Origin of the sequence: Desulfoluna sp. (assembly GCF_030145185.1) — a bacterium.
In the GTDB taxonomy this organism is placed as follows: Bacteria; Desulfobacterota; Desulfobacteria; order Desulfobacterales; family Desulfolunaceae; genus Desulfoluna.
In genome coordinates this window covers 33,688-53,486 of sequence record NZ_JAQYWB010000013.1, presented here as the reverse complement: position 1 = coordinate 53,486, position 19,799 = coordinate 33,688, and the positions used below count along the sequence as shown (strand labels likewise).

Sequence of the window (19,799 nt, the reverse complement as noted above, 5' to 3'; positions counted from 1 at the left end):
GGGTGAGAGAATCAGACAGAAGACCGTGGATTACATTTTGCATTTTTGAAACGGCTAAAAACATTACTGCAAAGGACTGTAATTATGAATTATTCCTTAGTCCTGATTGTTTTCTCATGAAATATCCGGGCTAACCCTTTTTTTGTACTGGAACGACGCAAGAAGAAACTCTCATGATATGAGATTCACCATAGACGCATGTCGCCTGTCCCCTCAAAACGTCCTCTCAAAACCTTAAAACACTCAAAATAATAGGGCTTGATTTTTATCCGAGAAAGTATAGAACTTGTCCGATGACTGGATGACCCAAAGAGAGGAGGTAGCCACCATGGACAAAATAAAACTGATTAAATTGTCGTTGCCAAAACAAATTTCGAATGAGATCGAACGGTCGATTAAAAGGGGGGAACTCAGTGTTGGCGATAAATTGCCCTCTGAACCGGAACTTGTCGCGCTTTTTGGCGTGAGCCGAAATACGGTTCGTGAAGCCATTCAATCGTTAATCCAGGCAGGGGTCCTCGAATCTCGCCAGGGAGATGGCACCTATGTCATGTTATCTGGCAGATTCGAAGCCAATATGGTCCATCGCTTTTATGAATCCATGGATGAGGTGCAAGAAGTTCGTCTCTCCTTGGAAAAAGAGATTGTCAAGTTTGCAGCAGCAAGGAGAACTGATAATGACTTAGAAATGATCAGAAATGCATTGGAATATAGAAATTCAAAAAACGATTCTGTCATTGAAAACAGTCAATGGGATATGGAATTCCACTTGGCTATTGCCAGGGCGTCACACAATTCCATTTTTTACGACCTCTACAGTTCAATTTCTACCTTTATTTGCAAGTCGGTGGAAAAACGAATAACCGGAAAAGAAACCACAGGGGGAATGCTGAATCAATTACATATAGATTTATATGAAGCCATCTGTCAAAAAAACGTAGAAAAAGCGGAATGTATTATTATCGCGATATTGAAGAGTTAGCTGGGAAGGTATGAGGTTTTGAGTATCAAAAGGAAAACGAGTAATCAGTTGCTGTTAGTTATCATCATTGTGTTGGTTTCATTTAACCTGCGAGCACCCCTCACCTCGGTGGGGCCCATCATTCATTTTATTCAAAACGAGTTTTTATTGAATAGCAGTCTGGCTGGATTTATGACAACCTTACCATTGATTGTGTTTGGTGTTATTTCTCTTTTTATTTCTAAAATAAGCTCTAAATTCGGATCTATACGCACCCTTATCGCAGGCCTTGCCTTTATATTGACAGGCGAAGTGATTCGTTCCTATACCGGCTTGTACGGATTGTTTTTAGGCACGGGAATTTTAGGTATTGGAATTGCCGTAGGCAATGTGTTGATTCCAAGTTTAATAAAACAAAAATTTAACCATAAAATTGGCCCTGTAACAAGTATTTATGCCACAAGCATGTGCCTTTCTGCGGCGATTGGAGCCGGAGTCAGTGCCCCTCTCATCTTACAATGTGATTTTGACTGGAGAGGCACGTTAGTCATATGGAGTGCTCTGGCCGTTATCACGTTAGCTGCCATGTTTTTTTATTTAACCAAAGACAAACCGGTTCAACCTTTCAAAGAAGCGACAAAAAACACCGAACTTTTCGGCATCAATGAAAAATCAATTTGGAAGTGCCCCCTGGCATGGTGGGTGACGCTGTTTATGGGTGCTCAATCCCTGGTTTTTTATTCTCTTTCAGCCTGGTTGCCTTCCATGATTACAGCCAAAGGAATGGGGGTTGAGTTTGCAGGATTGATGTGCCTTATTTATCAGCTGATGGCCATTCCTGCGACGTTGATTATCCCCGTTCTTGCCGGCAGGCGGGATGATCAACGAAAGCTTACCACCCTTAAAATTGGAATCTATCTTTCGGGCATCCTTCTGCTTTATTTTACTGAATCACAAGCAATCATTTTATTGTCTGTAGTGTTGATGGGGATAGGCATGGGGGGCAGTATCAGTTTAGCGATTGCCTTTATCTCCTTACGTACCCCGAACGCGAAAAAGACAACCGAGCTTTCCGGGATGTCACAATCTTTTGGCTATTTTTTCGCAGCTGCCGGTCCGTTCCTGCTAGGCTTTATGTACGATTCAACGCAATCCTGGGATGTGCCGGTCATGATGCTCGTCGTTGTCCTGATATTATTGGCAATTTTCGGGTTAAAAGCAGGGGCAAATAACGTGACAGATGCTTAACGGAGACGGGGTCGTTTTGTCGTTTCACGGCGCAGCCGCATGCTACGCCTGAAAAGCCGGTTACGCCGTGACAGGGGAATGAAGCCGTCTTTCTCATTGTTTTGGGTAAACTCGTAAAAACTGTGAGTTCCCCCTGTCGGTTATGATACAGGAGGACATGGAACTCCAAGCATGGAACTCCAAGCATGGATCCCCGGTCACTTGGCGATACAAAAGAAGGCAAGTCTCGGACTGTAAAACGGCATAACCCGCTTTGAAGGTGGCATCACCTTGCCGCCGGAGTTATTCCGGTTAAAGTCAACGGCTGAGTGGGATTCTGCCCATCTACAGCTCATGCCCTTGCGACGCACGGTGCGTTTCCTTACACTTCACGCGAATGCGGACGTATTTCAGCCTGGAGTTACGACTTCCGAAGCGCATTCGCAAACCCGCTTTCAAGGTGGCGTCACCTTGCGCCGGAGGCATCGTTTTTTTGTCTGTTTTATTTTTGCCCAGACCCTTACTTCTTGAGAAGCATCTTCACCATGTCAAGCGCAACGGCTTTTGAGGAGGCAGGATTCTGGCCGGTGAGCAGATTTCCATCAATTTCGACATGGCTTTCCCAGTCAGCGCCCTTGTGATAAAGGCCCTGGCTCGATGTGAGCATGTCTTCAAGTAAAAAAGGGACGACCTCTGTTAGTTCGACCGCTTCTTCTTCAGAGTTGCTGAAGCCGGTGACTCTTTTGCCTTTTACCAGAGGTTCACCATCCTCACGTTTCGTGTGGCGCAGGACTCCGGGTGCATGACAAACCAGTCCCATGGGTTTTCCATGCTGGAAAAAGGTTTCCAGAAGTGAAATGGAGGTCTTGTCTTCGGCAAGATCCCAGAGAGGGCCGTGTCCTCCAGGATAGAAAACGGCATCGAAATCGGACGGGTTCAGGGAGTCTAAACGGAGCGTGTGGGCGAGTTGTCTTTGGGCCTCTGCGTCAGTTTGAAACCGCTCTGTTGCCTCCGTCTGAAAGTCAGGCTCGTCGCTTTTGGGGTCCAATGGAGGCTGTCCTCCTTTGGGCGACGCCAGAGTGACCTCCATGTTCTGGTCTTTAAAGACGTAATAGGGGGAGGCGAATTCTTCCAGCCAGAAACCGGTTTTCAGCCCCGTGTTCCCTAATTTGTCGTGGGATGTCAGTACCATCAGTAGTTTCATCGGGTGCTCCTTTTTTTAAAACGTTTCATTCGTGTGTGTCATTTACCCGGATGACCAATTTCCCGAAGTTCTGCCCCTCCAGCATGCCGATAAAGGCATCCGGTGCATTCTCTAATCCATTGATGAGATGCTCTCGGTATGTTATTTGCCCTCTGCTCAGCCATTGGGACATCGCCTGTGCAAATTCGCCGTAGCGGTGGCCATAATCGTCAAAAATAATGAACCCCCGGACGGTCAATCTTTTGATTAAAATGGTGCCCATAAGAAGGGACAGGCGATCCGGACCGTCAGGAAGCTGTGTCGCATTGTACTGGGAGATAAGCCCGCACACCGGAATTCTGGCCTTTGTATTGAGCAGGGGCAAGACCGCATCGAATACGTGTCCCCCGACGCTCTCGAAATAGATGTCAATTCCCCCGGGGCAAGCCTGGCTCAGTTGCCGGGCAAAATCTGACGATTTGTGATCCAGGCATGCATCAAAGCCAAGCACCTCTGTTGCGTGCCTGCATTTTTCGTTACCGCCCGCAATGCCGACAATACGACAGCCTTTCAATTTCCCTATCTGCCCGACGGTGGCACCCACAGGGCCTGTGGCCGCCGCGACAACCAGGGTCTCGCCTTCTTTGGGCTGGCCAATGTCCAATAACCCCATATAGGCCGTAAAGCCAGGCATGCCCAAGATCCCCAGGGCGTAGGAGGGATTTTTGGGGGCTTTCCCTAATCGGGTGAGGTCGGACCCCTCTGACAGGGCATAATCCTGCCAGCCACTGTAGGCGAGGACCCACTCGCCTACAGTGTAATCAGGGTGTCGGGAAGTTTCCACTTGAGAAATAGTTGAACCCACCATCACGTGGTCAATCGTCACAGGGTCTGTATAGGAAGGCGCATCACTCATTCGGCCCCGCATATATGGGTCAAGGGAGAGATACTCGGTGCGGAGCAGTACTTCACCTTCCGCAGGCTTGGGCACCGGCGTGTTCTCCATACGAAAATTTTTGGAAGAGGGGGCGCCGTGGGGGCGCGATGCGAGCACGATGGAACGGTTGGTTTCTCTGCTTTGATGCATGGTTGACTCCTTTTCTTTTTTTCGTCTTGCCAGAATCGACAGTTGTGTTCCCGTTAAAGGGGCGTTTGGTCCCGGTGATTCCTGTTCTCAGTTCCATTGCTTTAGAAAGATAAAACGGACACCCGTGCCCTTCGATGCAGAGCTCTTCCTGTGCATGGGTGTCACTGTCTGCTTTGTGGCCATTGTTCTTGGTTTTTATCTTTTGTCTGACATCGGCTGCATTTTGACTTTATAGAGAACATTGTCTTTCAATGAAGTGAAGGCTCCGAAGCATGGCATGGGGCGGGTCGTGTTTTTGTTTTTTCGCCTCTTGTGGGGGCTCGTCCTGTTTTGAACCGGAACCCAGGGATACCTGTTTTGCTATGATTTGAACTGGGAAGATACCTTGGTTTTATCCTTAAAAAAGTACTATATGACTGATATTTCCTCTTTGTATCAAAAAATAAGCATTATTTGGCGTGATTATGAAGTAAATATGCGAAATATTATTTACTTCCTCGAATGACTCTTTCTATAATGAACGCTGTATAGACAGCTGTTTGATATTCGCTCGGAAATGATCCAATCCTTGTCATAGACCATGAAGGGAGAGAGTGATGGGAAAATTCAGTTACGATAAAGATGTGCTTGAGAATCTTCGTATTGCCGAAGAAGAAACCCACCTTTTGGACCGGCTGCTCGATTACGAGTCTGCCAGAGAAGCGCATGCGAACAAGAGCCATGCGGCCATCGACAAGAGGCTTTCTCTTAAGGAGGCGATTGGCGAATATGTAAAAGATGGGGACATCTTGACCGACACGGGTTTTGCCTATGTACGAACCCCGATTGTGGCCTACTTTGAGATCATCCGTCAAGGAATCAAGGGACTGCAGAATATCGGATCTCCCGCGACCAACCAGAGTTACATGATCCCGTTTGGTACCGTTACACATTCACACTGGTCCTACTGCGGTGCTGAGATGCGGGGAACCGACCGCCAGATGTCACGATGCGTGAAGGCGGGCAAGACAAAAATTTTGTCAGAATGGAGTCACGGGTCCATGGCCCAGGGCTTCAAGGCGGCCCAGCTGGGCGTTCCCGGAATGTATTCCAAACAGCTTCTCGGCTCGGATATCATCAAATACAATCCTTTTGTGAGGTCGGTGGACAACCCTGTCAAGACCGAAAAAGACCCGTGCGTGTTTATTCCAGCGCTGTATCCCGATGTGACGGTGATTCACGTGCATCAGGCGGACAAGTTCGGGAACGCCAAAATCTACGGCCCCGTTATCAATGATGTCGCCATCGCATCCGCCGCACGGAAAGTGATCATCACGGCGGAAGAAATCGTTCCCCCGGACGCCTTGAGAAACGACAATAAAGGGGTTGTCATTCCTTTCGTTTACGTGGATGCGGTGGTTGAACTCCCGTATGGCGCGTTGCTGGGGCATATGCCGGGGCTCTACTACTGGCCAAGGCGTATGTGGGAAAAAATTTTGAGGCATTGGGCCTATAATGAAGACATGATTGACGACTTCTATGAAACGTTTATCCTCGGATGCAAAGATCAGTACGATATCATTGACAAACTTCTGGGTGGATCAAAATGGATGGTAAACGCGAAGCGGTTAACCCGGGCCGAGGAGTATGACAATGAAGATGAGGGCGTAGACTTCAACTACACGGAATGGACACGGGAGGATCCGAATCCTGAAGACGTGACCGATCAATTCAAGCCCATCTATTAGGAGGAAATCATGACGGATATAAAACCAGCCAATCCCCTGGAAATGATAGCCTATGTCCTTTCTCTTCAGATTGTCGACGGAGAAGTTATTTATATCGGAACCGGCCTTCCCATGGTTGCAGGGATCCTGGCAAAAAAAACACACGCCCCCAATGTCACCATGGTGTACGAGTCCGGCGCGCAGAATCCGATCCAGGGGGACATGCCCTGGTCGGTGGGTGGGCCTGCGACATGGCGAAAATCGCCGTTGATTCTCGAAATGGCCTATTCGTTCGGTCAGATGTACAACGGGTATGTGGATAAGGCCTTTTTAGGCTTCGCGCAGATCGATCAGTACGGAAATGTCAATACGCATATGATTGGCGGGGATTTTCATAACTATAAGAACCGACTGACCGGCTCAGGGGGTAACAATGACCTCTCCTCACTGGCCAAACATCTGGTGCTGGTCGGCTTGCAGAGTCCGCAAAAGTTTGTTGAGAAGGTCGATTTCATCACCTCGCCCGGATTTTTAACGGGGGGAGACGCCCGCAAGGACGCCGGTCTGGTGGGGGGCGGGCCGCTATCGGTCATCACCTCGGCCGGTACCTATGACTTTGAGCCTGAAAGCAAGAAGATGAGAATAAAGACGCTGCATCCCGGCGTCTCGCCGGAGCTTGCGCAGATGGCCACCGGCTTTGAACTCCAAAAACCCGAAGGAGAGATCCCGGTCACACCGCTGCCGACGCCGGATATCATTCAGATCTTAAGAGAAGAGGTGGACCCGAGGGGTGTCTTTACCTCACTGCCCGGGTGTTGACCCAGGCCTCCCGCAGGCTATAAATACCCGCGTTGTCAGACCCTGCCGCTGTGATTTACCCCGAAACCAACGGAGGCATCACAGCGGCAGACACTTTTCTGGGAAGCGCTTCGGTCTTGGGCTTTCGCCCCTGGCCGAAGGCAATTCGTCTGTCTTGTCTCTACACTTTAAATCGCGAGACCTTTGAATTCAGGGCTTCAGATAGGTGGGCCAGCTCTTGTGCGTGGTGGTTTACCTGGGTGCTGCCGGATGCGATGCAAACGCTGCCGTCATGCACCATCTCGATTTCCCGGGCGATCTCATCGGAGGCGCGGGCTGTCTCCGCCACGTTGGTGTTCACCTCTTCGAGTCCCCGGGCTGCCTGGGCAACGTTTTCCGAGATCTCCTGCGTGGTGACTGCCTGCTCTTCCACCGAAGCGGCAATGGCGGTGACGATATCATTGACTTCGATAATCACTTCAGAGATGGCGCGGATTTCTGTAACGGTCTCTCGGGTGGAGCCTTGAATGCCTTCCACCTGACGCTTGATCGCCTGGGTGGCATCGGATGTTTGGGTGGCCAGGGCTTTGATCTCATTGGCGACGACACCGAATCCTTTGCCTGCATCGCCTGCCCGTGCCGCCTCAATGGTTGCATTCAGGGCCAGGAGGTTGGTCTGCTCGGAGATCTCGGTGATCACTTCCGTGACTTTGCTGATCTCGATGGCGGCTCCTCCGAGGAGATCCACTTTTTCCCTGGCGGTCTGCACTTTGTTTACCGCATTTTGGGTGATGCCGCTGGCTTTTTCAGAGTTGGCAGCAATTTCCTGGACCGTCATGCTCATCTCTTCAGAGGCGGCCGCCACCATGCCTACGTTGGCGGTCGCTTGCTCGCTTGCGGCGGCCACCGAGGTCATCCTGGCGTTCATGGCTTCTGTCGCGGCGCTCGCGTTGTCCGTTTTGACTGAGGCCTGTTCCGCCCCTTGCGAGAGTTGAGCCGCCACCGCAGTGAGATCTGTGGATGCGGTGTTGAGGCCGACAGCGTTTTCGGCCACGTCGCGGACAATGGACTGCAGGTGTTCGATGAAGGCGTTGATCCAGCGGGCCAGCTCTCCGGTTTCATCCTCGCTGGTAATTAAAAGGCGGGTGGTCAGATCCCCTTCACCTTCGGCTATGTTTTTTAGCCCATGGATGGCGTGGGATAAAGATTGAGTAATGGCAAAGGCCATGAGAAGCGTGACGGGAAGAATAATTAAAAAAAAGAATCCGCCCGCTATCCCGGCGATGAGGGTTATCCCCTGGGACACTTCGGTTGAGATGACCTTTGCAATGGTGGCTTTTTGAGCTTCGATATTGTCGATGTAGGCCGCGGTTGTCACCCAGAGAGAGGTGCCGGGGATCATCTCGGCATAGGCCAGCTTTGGCTGCGTCCCTTTTCCGGGTTTCTTGAAGCTGTATTGGACAAAGCCACCTCCGGTACTGGCCGCTTTCTGGAGCGCTTTGATATAATACACCCCGTTGACGTCCTTTGTCTCTTCTCTGTTCTGGCCGGCCAGGGAGAGATTGGCGGCGTTGCATACGACCCGGTATTTGTTATAGACAAAGAAATAACCCGAGTTGTCCTCTTCATATCGTATGGGGGTGATCAGCTCTTCAACGGTGGCTTGAATCTCATCGGCAGCCTCTTTGCCCTCAAGGGCTTTTCCGAGAAGAATCCCCACAGAATGTGCCGCGACCTTAAGCTTGTTCTGCTGTCCTTGAAACATCACTTTCTCAGCTTCTTGAATGCCAGCGTCTCTCGCCAGGTTGCCGATCTTGAAGGATGCGAGCAGCATGCCGATAAAGAAAAGAAAGACCATTCCAATGATCACAAAGATCCTTTTTTTAATGGATAGTTTTTTCAATATGTCCCTCCTTATTTTCTTAGAGTTTCCCTCGCTTTTGCGGTGGCTTTGACGATTGTCCATCGGGTAATTTTATCGGGCTTGTGAATTGGATTTCTCCTCGGTAACGCCGTTCACATACACAATAAATTTTTTTACTTAATAAATATAAAAACAGTGATTTATATATCGGAACAATAGCGTTTATATTTAGGTAAATATCAAGCTATTTATTTAAGGCACTTATATAACCTTGGATATGAATGCCTGTGTATTCCTCTTGAGGTAACATTTAGACTTAGAGGTAAATGCTAACCCGGATATTTCATGAGAAACAATCAGGACTAATGAATCATTCGTAATGACAGTTCTTTGCAGTAATATTTTCAGCTGTTCTAAAAATGCAAAATGTAATCCACGGTATTCTGTTTGATTTTCTCACCCTTCGGGCGAGCCGAGTGCACCCATCTTCAGCGTTATCAGAGCTTTGAGGTAAACCACTACATCTGCAGCTCTGATGCCTTGAATATGGGTGCACTCGACTCGTGAAATATCCGGGCTAAGGCAAAAATGAGTGCAGATATATTCATCATAATGCCGCTGTGATTCCGCCTACGCAAAAGCCTCCGGCGTGACAAGTCCGCCTACGCAAAAGCCTCCGGCGTGAGCCGTCTGCCTCATGCACTCTGACGGCTCAATGAGGTCGATGGGTTCCGGTGCGACAAGTGATCCGTCTTTGTGCTTAGCGATGCCTGGAAAAGTCGGCTACGCGGTGAATAGGGGGGGGGGAGGGGCGTGTGCGTGCCCTGCTTCCCGGCGCAGGGGCACGGACGGCCCGAATTCATTCGAGGTTACCCGTGATTTTTGTTTGCGTATTTTGTTTGCTTCTAATGATAAGCCACCAAGCCAATCTGTCCCCATTTGAAAATCTCTTTTCAGCTTATGCAATTTTTGGTTGACACCAACGGAAAATTTCTTTAAAAACTGTTCTCGTTTGGTGAGCCCAGGTAGCTCAGTCGGTAGAGCAGGGGACTGAAAATCCCCGTGTCGGTGGTTCGATTCCGCCCCTGGGCACCACCTGACAAATTTTTAGGTTTAAGGGGGTGTAGTTCAGTTGGTTAGAACGCCAGCCTGTCACGCTGGAGGTCGCGAGTTCGAGTCTCGTCACTCCCGCCATAAACCTGAAAAAGAAAAGATTGCGTCCCCATCGTCTAGCCTGGTCCAGGACACCGGCCTTTCACGCCGGCGACAGGGGTTCAAATCCCCTTGGGGACGCCAATTTTTCTTTCCTTCCTGTTTAAAATCCCTTTCATAAAATATCTTTTTATCGGTATAGATAAGTTGTCTATTTTGATGAGTTTCGGGTGATTGTCTTCTGTTGGTATGAGGCATCCCGACAGGTATTTTCCTCAACTGACAGCCCATTCAGTCTTTGAAATCTCATCGTTTTTTTGTGCCTCGGACCCTGTCTGTGGGCTGTACGCCTGCGGTGATTTTTTTTACTGACTAAGCGCTGTACTATCTATTTCTGATTTGCTAATAACAGGTTACTGCTTTCAACTGTTGACATGACGGGTCGGCTGTCGCATTGAGTAGACGGGCAGGAAGAGCGGTACCTCGTACGTACATTCTCTGTGTCTATTGCTCTTTGTTTTCTCTTTTTTCTGGATTCCTTTGAGCTTGTCGTTGATTGTCAGACTGAGGTCCCGGGAGACTGCCTCCTTTGAACGCGAAGGCCTGAAATCGGGCAGTTCTCACCATGCCATTGCCGTATAGAGACCTTGATAACCATTCGGGAGAAAAAATGGACGAGTTGCTGAGCCTTATCGGCCGGTTGTGTTACTTTTTAATGGGGTGGCGTTTTGAACCGCTCCCTGAGTATGTGTCTGAAAAGCATGTGATTATCGGATTCCCCCATACCTCCAATATGGATACTGTCCTGGCGTTTTTTGGATTTAAAATCGCGAAAATAACCGGGCATATTATGATAAAGAAAGAGTGGTTTTTCTGGCCCATGTCCTTTATTTTACGCTTGGCCGGAGGGGTCTCTGTGAATCGCAGTTCACCCCAGGGGGTGGTGGAGCAGATGGTGAATATCTTCACCGAAAGGGACCAGTTTATTCTGGCCATTGTTCCGGAGGGGACTCGCCAGAAAGTGACAACGATCAAAACAGGATTCTGGCACATCGCCAAATCAGCGGATGTGTCTATTGTCTGCTGGTATATTGACCGCCAGAGCAAAACCACGCGGTGGCTTGGAGAGGTTTGGCCGGGGGAAAGCAAAGCAGAGGATCTGGTAAAAATACAGACTCTTTATGCGGCTGCCGGTTATGCCTTTCCCTGCGTCGTGTCAGGGGACGAGGTTGACCCCCCACTTTGAAAGGGGGCCATTCGGAAATTTTTCAGTGCTTTCAGGTCCTCGTATCACCGGGATAAAAAGGAGAATGACACGTGGCTGAGACAAAGAATATTGCGTTGCTGATTGACGCGGATAATTCCCCGGCAAAATCCATACAGAAAATTTTTTCTGAGTTGGCGCGCCATGGGAAAGTGAATATCCGGAGAGCCTACGGGAATTGGACATCAAGCTATCTGAAGGGTTGGGAAGCCGTGCTCCAGGACCATGCGATTCAGCCGATTCAGCAGTATGACCTGACCAAGGGCAAGAACGCCACCGATATCGCGATGGCCATTGATGCCATGGACATTCTTTATACCAAACAGGTGGATACCTTCTGCATTGTCACCTCTGACTGTGATTTTACTCCCCTGACAACCCGGATTCTTTCTGACGGAAAGTCGGTAATCGGTTTCGGTGAGAGGAAAACCCCATCGGTTTTTGTCAATGCGTGTTCGACCTTCCTTTTTCTCGATGAGGATGATGAAGAGGAGACAAAAAGCATCAAGAAGATAAAAAAGAAGGAACTCAGAGGCGATACAAAGCTGATGAACCTTCTGCGGGATGCCATTGTCGGTACAGAAAATGACGATGGCTGGGCGAGGCTGTCTAAAGTGGGGGCGCACATCTCCAACCACGCCTCCTTTGATCCGAGGAACTACGGGTATACGCGACTCAGTGATTTGATTGACGCCATTGGTCTTTTTGACTTGAAGCGGGATGTGGGCATGCACTTCGAGGTGCGAGACAGCAGAAAAAAGCATACCTCCTGCGAGGGATGAGCCCTGATTGTTTTCTCATGAAATATCCGGGCTAAGGTTTCAGGCCCCTCCAGGCGGTGGGCTTGAATGCAGATCCTTTGAGCCTTGATCCGCGACTCAAGAACATCAGTAAGTGTCTTCTTCGAGGCTTTCCAATGCTTCAGATGCTTTTCGAGTCAGGTCTCTCAGGCCAATTTCCGTGATGGGAAGGAATCTCAAGGCGTCTTGGGAGGGTTTTGAGGCGGCCTTTTGGGGGGCATCGATCTCTTTGGCCATGTGGTCGGCGAGGTTGAGGATATAGGCAAGCCGGTTGCTTCCGGAGGCGGCTGGGGTGTGGTGGTATTGAATGGCTGTGGCCATGGTTTCGGGTAAATTCCATTTTCTGCATAGCGCGCTGCCGATATCCGCGTGGGTAAACTCCAGAATTTTCTTCTCGGAGACGGTCATGGAGCTGCGGGTGAGATCGACATATCGCCTGAAGAGAGGCTGCCTTTCCAGGACATAGGTGTCCAGGATGATTTTGCCGGCATCGTGCATCAGTCCGGCCAAGAAGGCATCGTCTCCATCCTGGGCGTGGAGGGTCTCTTCAATGAGCCGGGAGCAGATGGCCACGGCCAGGGAGTGCTTCCACAGCAGGCCGGAGTCCAGTCCATAGCCCGGAAGGGAGCGTCCCAGCATTTTAGAGTGACCGATCAGGGTGATGATCTGAAGCAGGGTCTTGCTCCCGAGAACCGTTGCCGCCATTTGGATGGATGAGACCTTGCCGCTCAGACCATAGTAAGCCGAGTTGGCGATTTTTAGCACCCGCCCGGCAAGGGCCGGGTCCGTATTGAATAAATGCTCCAGCTCCTTGAAGTTTTCTCGCCCGGAGAGCATGGCCTTTGCCTTGAACAGGATGTGGGGCATGGGGTAGAGTTTTTTAAGATTGTTCACGACCTCCTGTTTGAGGGCCTCCCCGGAAGAAAACGTGTGGAGTTCCTCTTCATTCAGGATCTGGGGCTCAACCGAAATGGAGTGTCCGCATTCGGTGCATAATATTTTTTCATGGCAGATTTGGTAAACCAGATCGTCGTTTAATCGGTAGGCCTTCGTACATTTGGGGCATGTAATTTTCATTTTTATTCCTGGGGTCAAGCCCGTTTCAGACACGCGATAATGATGCTGAAATATAACGAAGGGCATGTAACATAAAACGTGACAAGGCTCTTGGCGTATCTGCCTCTTTTATTGTTGCCTCGAAACTAGTATTTATACACCTCCTGATATGGGTTGTCATGAAGAAAAAAAATCGTGTTTTCCGGGGACCGGAACGTGAGGCTCTGCGAGCCTTTGTGGCTCGCTTTTTCCTGGGGCAACCTGATGCCTTCCCCCTTTTTTTTTTACCTCACCGTACTCATCTGACCCGGATATTTCATGATAAAACGACCGCGTAAAAACAATAATGTTTCGTCACAACAGGTTACCAAAGAAAATGCAGATATTTCAAAAATGCGAAATGTAATCGTAACCATTCAGCCATCCATTTTTTCTTTATGACCCCGGTCTGACAGCACCCTACGCTTTTCGTCTTTCCCGCGCAGGCGGGAATCCATGTATGAAAATCCGTATCGTCCTCATTTTTACAATGGAGTACCGGGTGGATGCGTAGGGTGTGCCGTGCGCACCGTCAGGCGTATCGCAAACCGGAAACACCGCATTTTGAAATAAGACTCGTGGTCATCGTTAACTTGCGAGGCCGATGGTCCTCTCGACGGTAGAAGGTGCGGGAGCCGCTCCCTACGCGGTGATGAAAAGACGTGACGTATTGGCATTTGAATCTTTCTGTAATTCGCCTCGAACGACCTGGCGAAGGCAAGCTGAATAGTTACATGTAATTTACCGTTTTCTACTCGCTTTTCTCACCCTTTGGGCGAGCCCGTCTATTCTGCAGTGTTCACCTTTTCAATACGTGTCCTCTTCCAGGGTTTCCACGGCCGTGGATGCTTCACCAATCAGCTCCTCCAGTTCGTGTTCGGTTATCTGGAGTGTGTGAAGCGCCTTGAGGAGTAAAGGCGGTATCGACTGACCGGAGGGCCGTCCGGTTGTGAGTCCGGCCATGTGGTTGGCCAGTTGGAGGATGGAGGTGAGTGGGGCCTGCCCGGAAGTCGACGGGGGGTGGTGGTCTTTGATTGCCGTCGCCATATGTACCGGCAGATTCCATTTTCGGCAGAGTTCATAGCCGATGTCGCCATGGGTGAACCCGAGGATTTTGGTTTCGGCGTCATGCAGGGGGGCATGGGTGAGTTTCGCGTATTTTTGGAACAGGTGCTTTCTTTCAAGCACATAGGTGTCCAGAATGATTTTTCCTGCGTCATGCATCAGCCCGGCAAAGAAGGCGTCTTCCCCCGTGTCGCAGTGGGCCTTTTTAGCGACGAGTTCGGCACAGACAGCTGTGGCAAGAGCGTGTCTCCACAGATCACCGGCGTTTAGCCCGTAGCCGTCAAGGGAACGGCCCAGAGCCTTGGCGTTGCCAATCAATAGGATAATCTGAAGCAGCGTGCCGCTGCCGAGTACCGTTGCCGCCATCTGCAGGGAAGAGACCCTGCCGCTCATCCCGTAATACGCTGAGTTGGCAACCTTCAAGACGCGGCTTGCCAGGGCCGGGTCCGTATTGAGGAGGTCCCCCAGCGCCTGGAAATTACCCGTGCCGGCAAGGAGTTTGCGTGCCTTGAGCAGGATATGGGGCATGGGATAGAGTTTTTTGAGATTGTTGACGACCTCGTGTTTGAGCGCCTCTCCTGAAAGAAAAGGCTCTAATTCCTTTGGGTCCAGAAGAAAGGGCTCGACGGGGATTAATCGCCCACAATCGGTGCATAACACCTTTTGGGTGTATATTTGATGAACGAGATTGTCGTTTATTCGATATGCTTTGGAACAGCCTGAACATTGAATCTTCATAAGCCTGCATCCTGAGAATTTGCTGAATTAATAATGATTGTAAAATATAGGCAAAAATCTCACAATTCAATGAATTTTACAGGCAGGTTTTTTCTCTGAAAGTGTTCCCTCATGGATCAGGGTATGGTTTGGGGCGTTTAGGCCCCGAATATGTGCAGAGATTCAGCGTGTGCTCACGGACTTGGGTGCTCCAGGGGCACCACAGACCGCAGACGCGGGCGCCAGGGCCTTTGTCCTTGGGGGCAGCGTGGCGACGGACGGAGGGCTGTCCTACGTCGTGGGTGAGGCGACTTTTTATGGATCTTACGTGTGGGGATTTTGCAGGATAACTGCGTGGTGGGTACTCGGGTTCATTGGCTGTTTTCTGGGCTGTGAGCTGGATATCCTCGGGATGGGGCAGGGGATTCAATCACCGATGACGTCCTCAACCCAGATCCAGGGTCTGCTGCACCCCAGCCTTTCGAGGGCCATGGTCCCCTTCTTTTTTTTCTCCATCCTTCCCGCAGTAATCCCTGACGATCTCGACGATCTCAGCCCCGTACTGTTTGACGCGTTTTGCCCCCATACTCGGGATGGTCCGAAGCTGTTTAAGGCTGTCGGGCTGCTCCGTTGAGATGGAGACCAGGGCGTTGAGGGTGGCGATTCGCGAGGGGTTGATCTCGTCCTGGGCGGCTCGTTTTTTACGCCACTCTCGAAGTCGGTTCAGCAGCTCCGGGTGATCACTCGACAGGTTTTTCACCTTTGCCTTTGCCCGGGCGGTGATGCTTTGCTTTTTGAAAAAGGCCTGGGTCCGTATTTTAAGAAACGCCATCACCCGGAACCCTTCCTGGCAGCCTTTAAGGCAGGTTTGCTTGACGATCAGCTCTTCTCTGATTTTGACCAGGGACTCGTTGATGAGGGTTTTTACGGACTGGTTGTCAGTGGCGAAGGTGGCCTCATCAAGGCGGTCGGTGATGGCGGCCTGGGTCTTCTCGGAGAAGTAGGCGCATCCTTTTCGGATGCGATCCTGGATTACCTCGTTTGCTTCGAGGTCGGTATCCTCAACCATCAGGGAGTCCACCTGTTTTGCAAAGGCTCCGGCAATGCGGATCAGCTCGGGCAGGGTGGTGGTCAGGATGTCGGCCAGGGTCTCGGTCAGGGTCCCCTGGATGGCATTTTTATGGTGGTGAAGGGTGGAGTGGCAGTGGATGATCTCTTCGCCCAGGGGATGGTAGCCGAACAGTTCATCCAGAAGGGCAAACTGGCAGCTGCGTTTTGAAACCCTCAGCTCGTTGTCCGTGGGCGGGTGGTCTTCGATATGGCGGGTGAAATGATTCACCGATTCATCACAGATGATGCCCGAGGGGTTAATCTTACTGCTTAAGACAATGCCCTCCAGGGTTTTGCACCGACTCAAGGCCACGTAGGTCTGACCATGGGCAAAGGAGGCGCCGGCGTCGATGACGGCTTTTTCGAAGGTCAGCCCCTGACTTTTATGGATGGTGATGGCCCAGGCAAGACGCAAGGGGTGTTGGGAAAAACTTCCCACCACCTCCTCATCGATCTCTTTGGTCTCTTCGTTCAAGGTGTAGGTGATGTTTTCCCAACGCTCCTGGTTTACCACGATGGGCGCGGGGCTCCCTTCGCACTGCACATGGATGACCTCTTCGTCGATCTCGGTGACGGTGCCGATCTTTCCGTTATAGAACTCTTTTTTTGAGGAGCTGTCATTTTTGACGAACATCACCTGGGCCCCCTCTTTGAGGCGCAGGATCGCATCGGTCGGGTAAGCGTATTCGGGAAAGGTGCCGCTGACCTCGGCCTCAAAGACGACGGTGGGGGACTTCATGGCGGAGAGTTTTTCGTTGTTCAGGCGATCGGCGCTGGCGTTGTGGGTGGTCAGGGTGATGTATCCCTCTTTTCGGCCCGGCAGGGCGTCGGGCGTGTACCGTGTGTTTAATTGCTTCTGTGCATCCGCAGAGAGCCGATTTTCCCGGATCTCGTTTAAGATCTTGATAAAGGCTTCATTGCTCTGCCGGTAAACATGCATGAGCTCCAGGCCGAGGACTGACGCCTCCTGAAAGGCCCGGCTGCTGAAAAAATAGCCCGTCTCGTAGTGGGGGGAGAGGAGGGCCCAGTCGTCCTGTTTGATAATGGGGGCCAGCTGGTGGAGGTCGCCGATCATCAGAACCTGTACCCCGCCAAAGACACGGGTGCGGTCCCTGTAACGCCTCAGCACCTGGTCGATGCCGTCCAGAAGGTCGGCACGCACCATACTGATCTCATCAATGACCAACAGGTCGAGTGACTGGATGATGTGAATCTTTTTTTTGCTGAATCGGCGGTTTTGAATCGTTGTGTCCGGAGGCAAAGGCCCGAAGGGCATCTGAAAAAACGAGTGGATGGTGATGCCGCCCGCGTTGATGGCCGCCACCCCGGTGGGGGCCACCACCACCATGCGCTTGGGGATCTCTTTTTTCACCCGGTGCAGAAAGGTGGTCTTCCCGGTGCCCGCTTTTCCGGTGAGGAAGAGGTTGCGTTGGGTGCCTTGAACAAAATCAAAGGCCAGTTCCAGTTCGTGATTGTGATGCATGCCTGATGGTCTCATGGGATTTTCGGGTTAGAAACGTGACGCCAGTTGAGCCCCCGCAAAGGCTTGCCCACGTTTTACCCCATGTTGTGAAAAATGTAAAAGGAACCGGGAAATCGCTCTAACCATACAGGGCTTAGATGAAAAACCCAAAGCCTGCCTCCGGCGGCAAGGTGGGGCCACCTTGAAAGCGGGTTTGCGAATGCTCTACGGCCGGCGGTACCCTGGGCACCTCGCGTTCGCGTTCGCGTGAGGGGAGAGGGGTGGCAACGGATGTTGTACGTGCATGAGCGGCCGGTGCTTCCGTTTTACCTTCATATCGTTTGCCCTGTAAATCGAAGGTTGAGGTCCAATCGGTTGGCTTCGTTTTTCAGGTCCGTCGTTTTTGGAATGAGTGGGTTTAAATTTGACAGCGGAAGTAATGGGAAAAGCTTTTCTCCATAAAACCCAAATGATTCGCCGGTGTCGGGTTTTCCGTTGCCGTTCTCATCCAGGATGGCGAACACATACACCTCGTTCACGCCGAAGGGTGTGTTCACGATGGGTTCAAGCAGTGCTCCCATTACCGGAACCGAAGTGTCGGCATCGATATTTTCCGCGGCAGGCAGGGATTTCATGGCCACGATGTAGTCCGGATCGGTGATGTGGAAGTCTGCGTTTACCCCGTCTTTTTGCACGGCAATGACCAGGATGGGGTCCCCGGGCTCGAGGGTGACGCCGTTGTCGCTTTCTATCTTGAACACGATGGAGGCGTGGTGCTCCACCTGTTTTCGGTTGACCTGAAAATGAAGGGGGGCCTGTGGATCGTCAGAGGGGACACAGAAATTGATGCCAGCCGTAAGGGGATGGGCCACGGTGAAGGTGGCTTTGTCCTGGTAGTAGCCCATAAAGTCCCCGGCGTCCGGATCGGGAAAACCGGTATATGAAGGCGTGTCGGGATTCTCTTTGTAATTTTTGTCCCAGAGGGCCAGGACCATGATCTTGTCGCCGGGGGCCAGGCCGGTTGCCGCAAGGTCCAGGCTGAAGTTCAGCTCACCGGGATCGAGCCGGTAAAAACTGCGGATGACCGCCATGGGATGGTCTATAAGCTGCTGGGGGTCTTCGGTCTCTGCGGCCATGATAAAAAGAGGAGATGGGCTTTGTGTGTCGTAACCGGTAAGGGCCTCCACCTGGCCTGTCAGGGTTATTTTTTCTGAGGATGGGGCGGGGAGGGGCAGGGCGAGTCTGGAATCAAAGGTGAAAGGGTCCTGGTCCGCTTCCGTCAGGGTCAGAAGGGTCGGCAGGCCTTTGGGGTGACGCGTATAGGTGCCCACGGACTCGCCGGGGTCGGGGTGACCATTTCCATTGGTGTCAAAAAAGGCCAGGAGATACACATCGGAAATCGGCAGGTCAAATCCGTAGGGGAGGATTTTCAGGCGGTAGGCAAGCTCCTCCTCTTTTTTTTCGAAGGAGGCGTAGCCGACGATGGGGTCCACGTCCAGGGTGGTGACATCGAGAGACCGGAGATCCCCTGCATAGGCGACCAGGTGAACCGGCCCGGTGTAGGGCCCGGTGAGGGTGCCACCGATCTCCTTGTCGTAGTCAAACACCTCGCGGTTGATATGGATATCGGCTCCCCGGTTGATGCCGCTTTGAAGAGGATAGTCCGGGGTCAACGCGCCTTCTTGTCTGTAGAATCCCAGCAGGTCCCCGGCATCCGGGTTGGGGATGTTGCCGCTGAAATTCCGATCCACAAAGCCGATCAGGGTCACCGTCTCCCCGAGGCTTAATCCTTTGTCGGAGAGATCCACCGAGAAGGATCCGTCCGGCGCCACGGTGGTCATTCCTGCAAAAGAGTCCGCCATGTCCTGGAGACTCATATCCGAGGCGCTGCCGCGAAAGACCGCGGCAAAGACCGGTGAGTCTCCCCGGGTTTCGGCCTCGTCGATTGTCACTGTTCCCGTGATGGACAAAGGGGGCGGGGCCTCACTTTCACCGCAGGCCGTAAAAAGGAGAAAAACGAGGGCAATGACCATGGAGGTGCGAGAAAAGAGAGGATGCATGCTTTGCCTTCAGGGAGCTTCGGGTCCCTGTCCCGGAAACAGGTGAGTGACGACCGTGGTCCCTGGCAGGCTTTTCGCTGATTTTCGTAAGGCGTCTTTTTCAAAAACGAAGATCGGTTGAAAATGTCTGGGCACAGGGTTAGATAACGCAACGTTAACGTTATATATACAAGGCAGGGCGGTCTGCAAGAAAAATTGCGAAAGGGTCCTGCAGAAACAGGTGGCCTGGTTGAGAGCAGGTTGTGCGG

Annotated in this window: 13 protein-coding genes and 3 tRNA genes; 9 read left to right on the top strand and 7 right to left on the bottom strand. The window is 51.3% G+C overall.

Going from position 1 to position 19,799, the window contains the following annotated elements; genetic code table 11:
- Positions 1-328 precede the first annotated feature (328 nt).
- Both Q1Q75_RS05920 and Q1Q75_RS05915 read left to right on the top strand, forming a co-directional pair.
- Positions 329-982 (top strand): FadR/GntR family transcriptional regulator, encoded by a 654-nt coding sequence (locus Q1Q75_RS05920; RefSeq protein ID WP_300668290.1) that lies wholly within the window; start codon positions 329-331, stop codon positions 980-982.
- A gap of 48 nt (positions 983-1,030) precedes the next feature.
- A complete protein-coding gene (locus Q1Q75_RS05915; RefSeq protein WP_300668288.1) occupies positions 1,031-2,209 on the top strand; it encodes an MFS transporter in 1,179 nt (392 codons plus the stop codon).
- Between the two features lie 499 nt (positions 2,210-2,708).
- Here Q1Q75_RS05915 and Q1Q75_RS05910 read toward each other — a convergent pair whose 3' ends face one another.
- Both Q1Q75_RS05910 and Q1Q75_RS05905 read right to left on the bottom strand, forming a co-directional pair.
- On the bottom strand, positions 2,709-3,392 hold the full coding sequence (locus Q1Q75_RS05910; RefSeq protein ID WP_300668286.1) for a type 1 glutamine amidotransferase domain-containing protein: 684 nt from the start codon (positions 3,390-3,392) through the stop codon (positions 2,709-2,711).
- Positions 3,393-3,417: 25 nt separating this feature from the next.
- The gene (locus Q1Q75_RS05905; protein WP_300668284.1) at positions 3,418-4,458 is read right to left on the bottom strand and encodes an NADP-dependent oxidoreductase; all 1,041 of its coding nucleotides are present in this window, start codon (positions 4,456-4,458) and stop codon (positions 3,418-3,420) included.
- 596 nt (positions 4,459-5,054) lie between these two features.
- On the opposite strand from Q1Q75_RS05905, the gene Q1Q75_RS05900 reads away from it, so the two are divergent.
- A complete protein-coding gene (locus Q1Q75_RS05900; RefSeq protein WP_300668282.1) occupies positions 5,055-6,185 on the top strand; it encodes a CoA transferase subunit A in 1,131 nt (376 codons plus the stop codon).
- A gap of 9 nt (positions 6,186-6,194) precedes the next feature.
- Positions 6,195-6,983, top strand: a complete 789-nt coding sequence (locus Q1Q75_RS05895) for a CoA-transferase subunit beta (protein ID WP_300668280.1) — start codon at positions 6,195-6,197, stop codon at positions 6,981-6,983.
- Positions 6,984-7,143: 160 nt separating this feature from the next.
- On the opposite strand, the gene Q1Q75_RS05890 is transcribed toward Q1Q75_RS05895, so the two are convergent.
- Positions 7,144-8,865, bottom strand: a complete 1,722-nt coding sequence (locus tag Q1Q75_RS05890; RefSeq protein ID WP_300668278.1) for a methyl-accepting chemotaxis protein — start codon at positions 8,863-8,865, stop codon at positions 7,144-7,146.
- A gap of 980 nt (positions 8,866-9,845) precedes the next feature.
- Between Q1Q75_RS05890 and Q1Q75_RS05885 the strand changes: the two genes are divergently transcribed.
- The 5 genes from Q1Q75_RS05885 to Q1Q75_RS05865 all read left to right on the top strand — a co-directional run bounded on the left by Q1Q75_RS05885 (position 9,846) and on the right by Q1Q75_RS05865 (position 12,024).
- Positions 9,846-9,921: transfer RNA gene (locus Q1Q75_RS05885), tRNA-Phe, on the top strand.
- Between the two features lie 22 nt (positions 9,922-9,943).
- Positions 9,944-10,020 (top strand) — tRNA-Asp (locus Q1Q75_RS05880).
- A gap of 24 nt (positions 10,021-10,044) precedes the next feature.
- Positions 10,045-10,122 (top strand) — tRNA-Glu (locus tag Q1Q75_RS05875).
- A gap of 526 nt (positions 10,123-10,648) precedes the next feature.
- Complete coding sequence (locus Q1Q75_RS05870) at positions 10,649-11,224, top strand: 1-acyl-sn-glycerol-3-phosphate acyltransferase (RefSeq protein ID WP_300668277.1); 576 nt, start codon at positions 10,649-10,651, stop codon at positions 11,222-11,224.
- Positions 11,225-11,295: 71 nt separating this feature from the next.
- Complete coding sequence (locus Q1Q75_RS05865; RefSeq protein WP_300668276.1) at positions 11,296-12,024, top strand: NYN domain-containing protein; 729 nt, start codon at positions 11,296-11,298, stop codon at positions 12,022-12,024.
- Positions 12,025-12,129: 105 nt separating this feature from the next.
- Here Q1Q75_RS05865 and Q1Q75_RS05860 read toward each other — a convergent pair whose 3' ends face one another.
- From Q1Q75_RS05860 to Q1Q75_RS05845, 4 genes are all read right to left on the bottom strand, one after another.
- Positions 12,130-13,119: an HDOD domain-containing protein gene (locus Q1Q75_RS05860; protein WP_300668274.1), complete on the bottom strand. Its 990-nt coding sequence runs from the start codon at positions 13,117-13,119 to the stop codon at positions 12,130-12,132.
- An 825-nt stretch (positions 13,120-13,944) separates the two neighbouring features.
- Positions 13,945-14,940, bottom strand: a complete 996-nt coding sequence (locus Q1Q75_RS05855; protein ID WP_300668273.1) for an HDOD domain-containing protein — start codon at positions 14,938-14,940, stop codon at positions 13,945-13,947.
- A 424-nt stretch (positions 14,941-15,364) separates the two neighbouring features.
- Positions 15,365-17,512: an HRDC domain-containing protein gene (locus Q1Q75_RS05850; RefSeq protein WP_300668270.1), complete on the bottom strand. Its 2,148-nt coding sequence runs from the start codon at positions 17,510-17,512 to the stop codon at positions 15,365-15,367.
- A 311-nt stretch (positions 17,513-17,823) separates the two neighbouring features.
- A complete protein-coding gene (locus Q1Q75_RS05845) occupies positions 17,824-19,551 on the bottom strand; it encodes a hypothetical protein (protein ID WP_300668268.1) in 1,728 nt (575 codons plus the stop codon).
- Between the last annotated feature and the right edge of the window lie 248 nt (positions 19,552-19,799).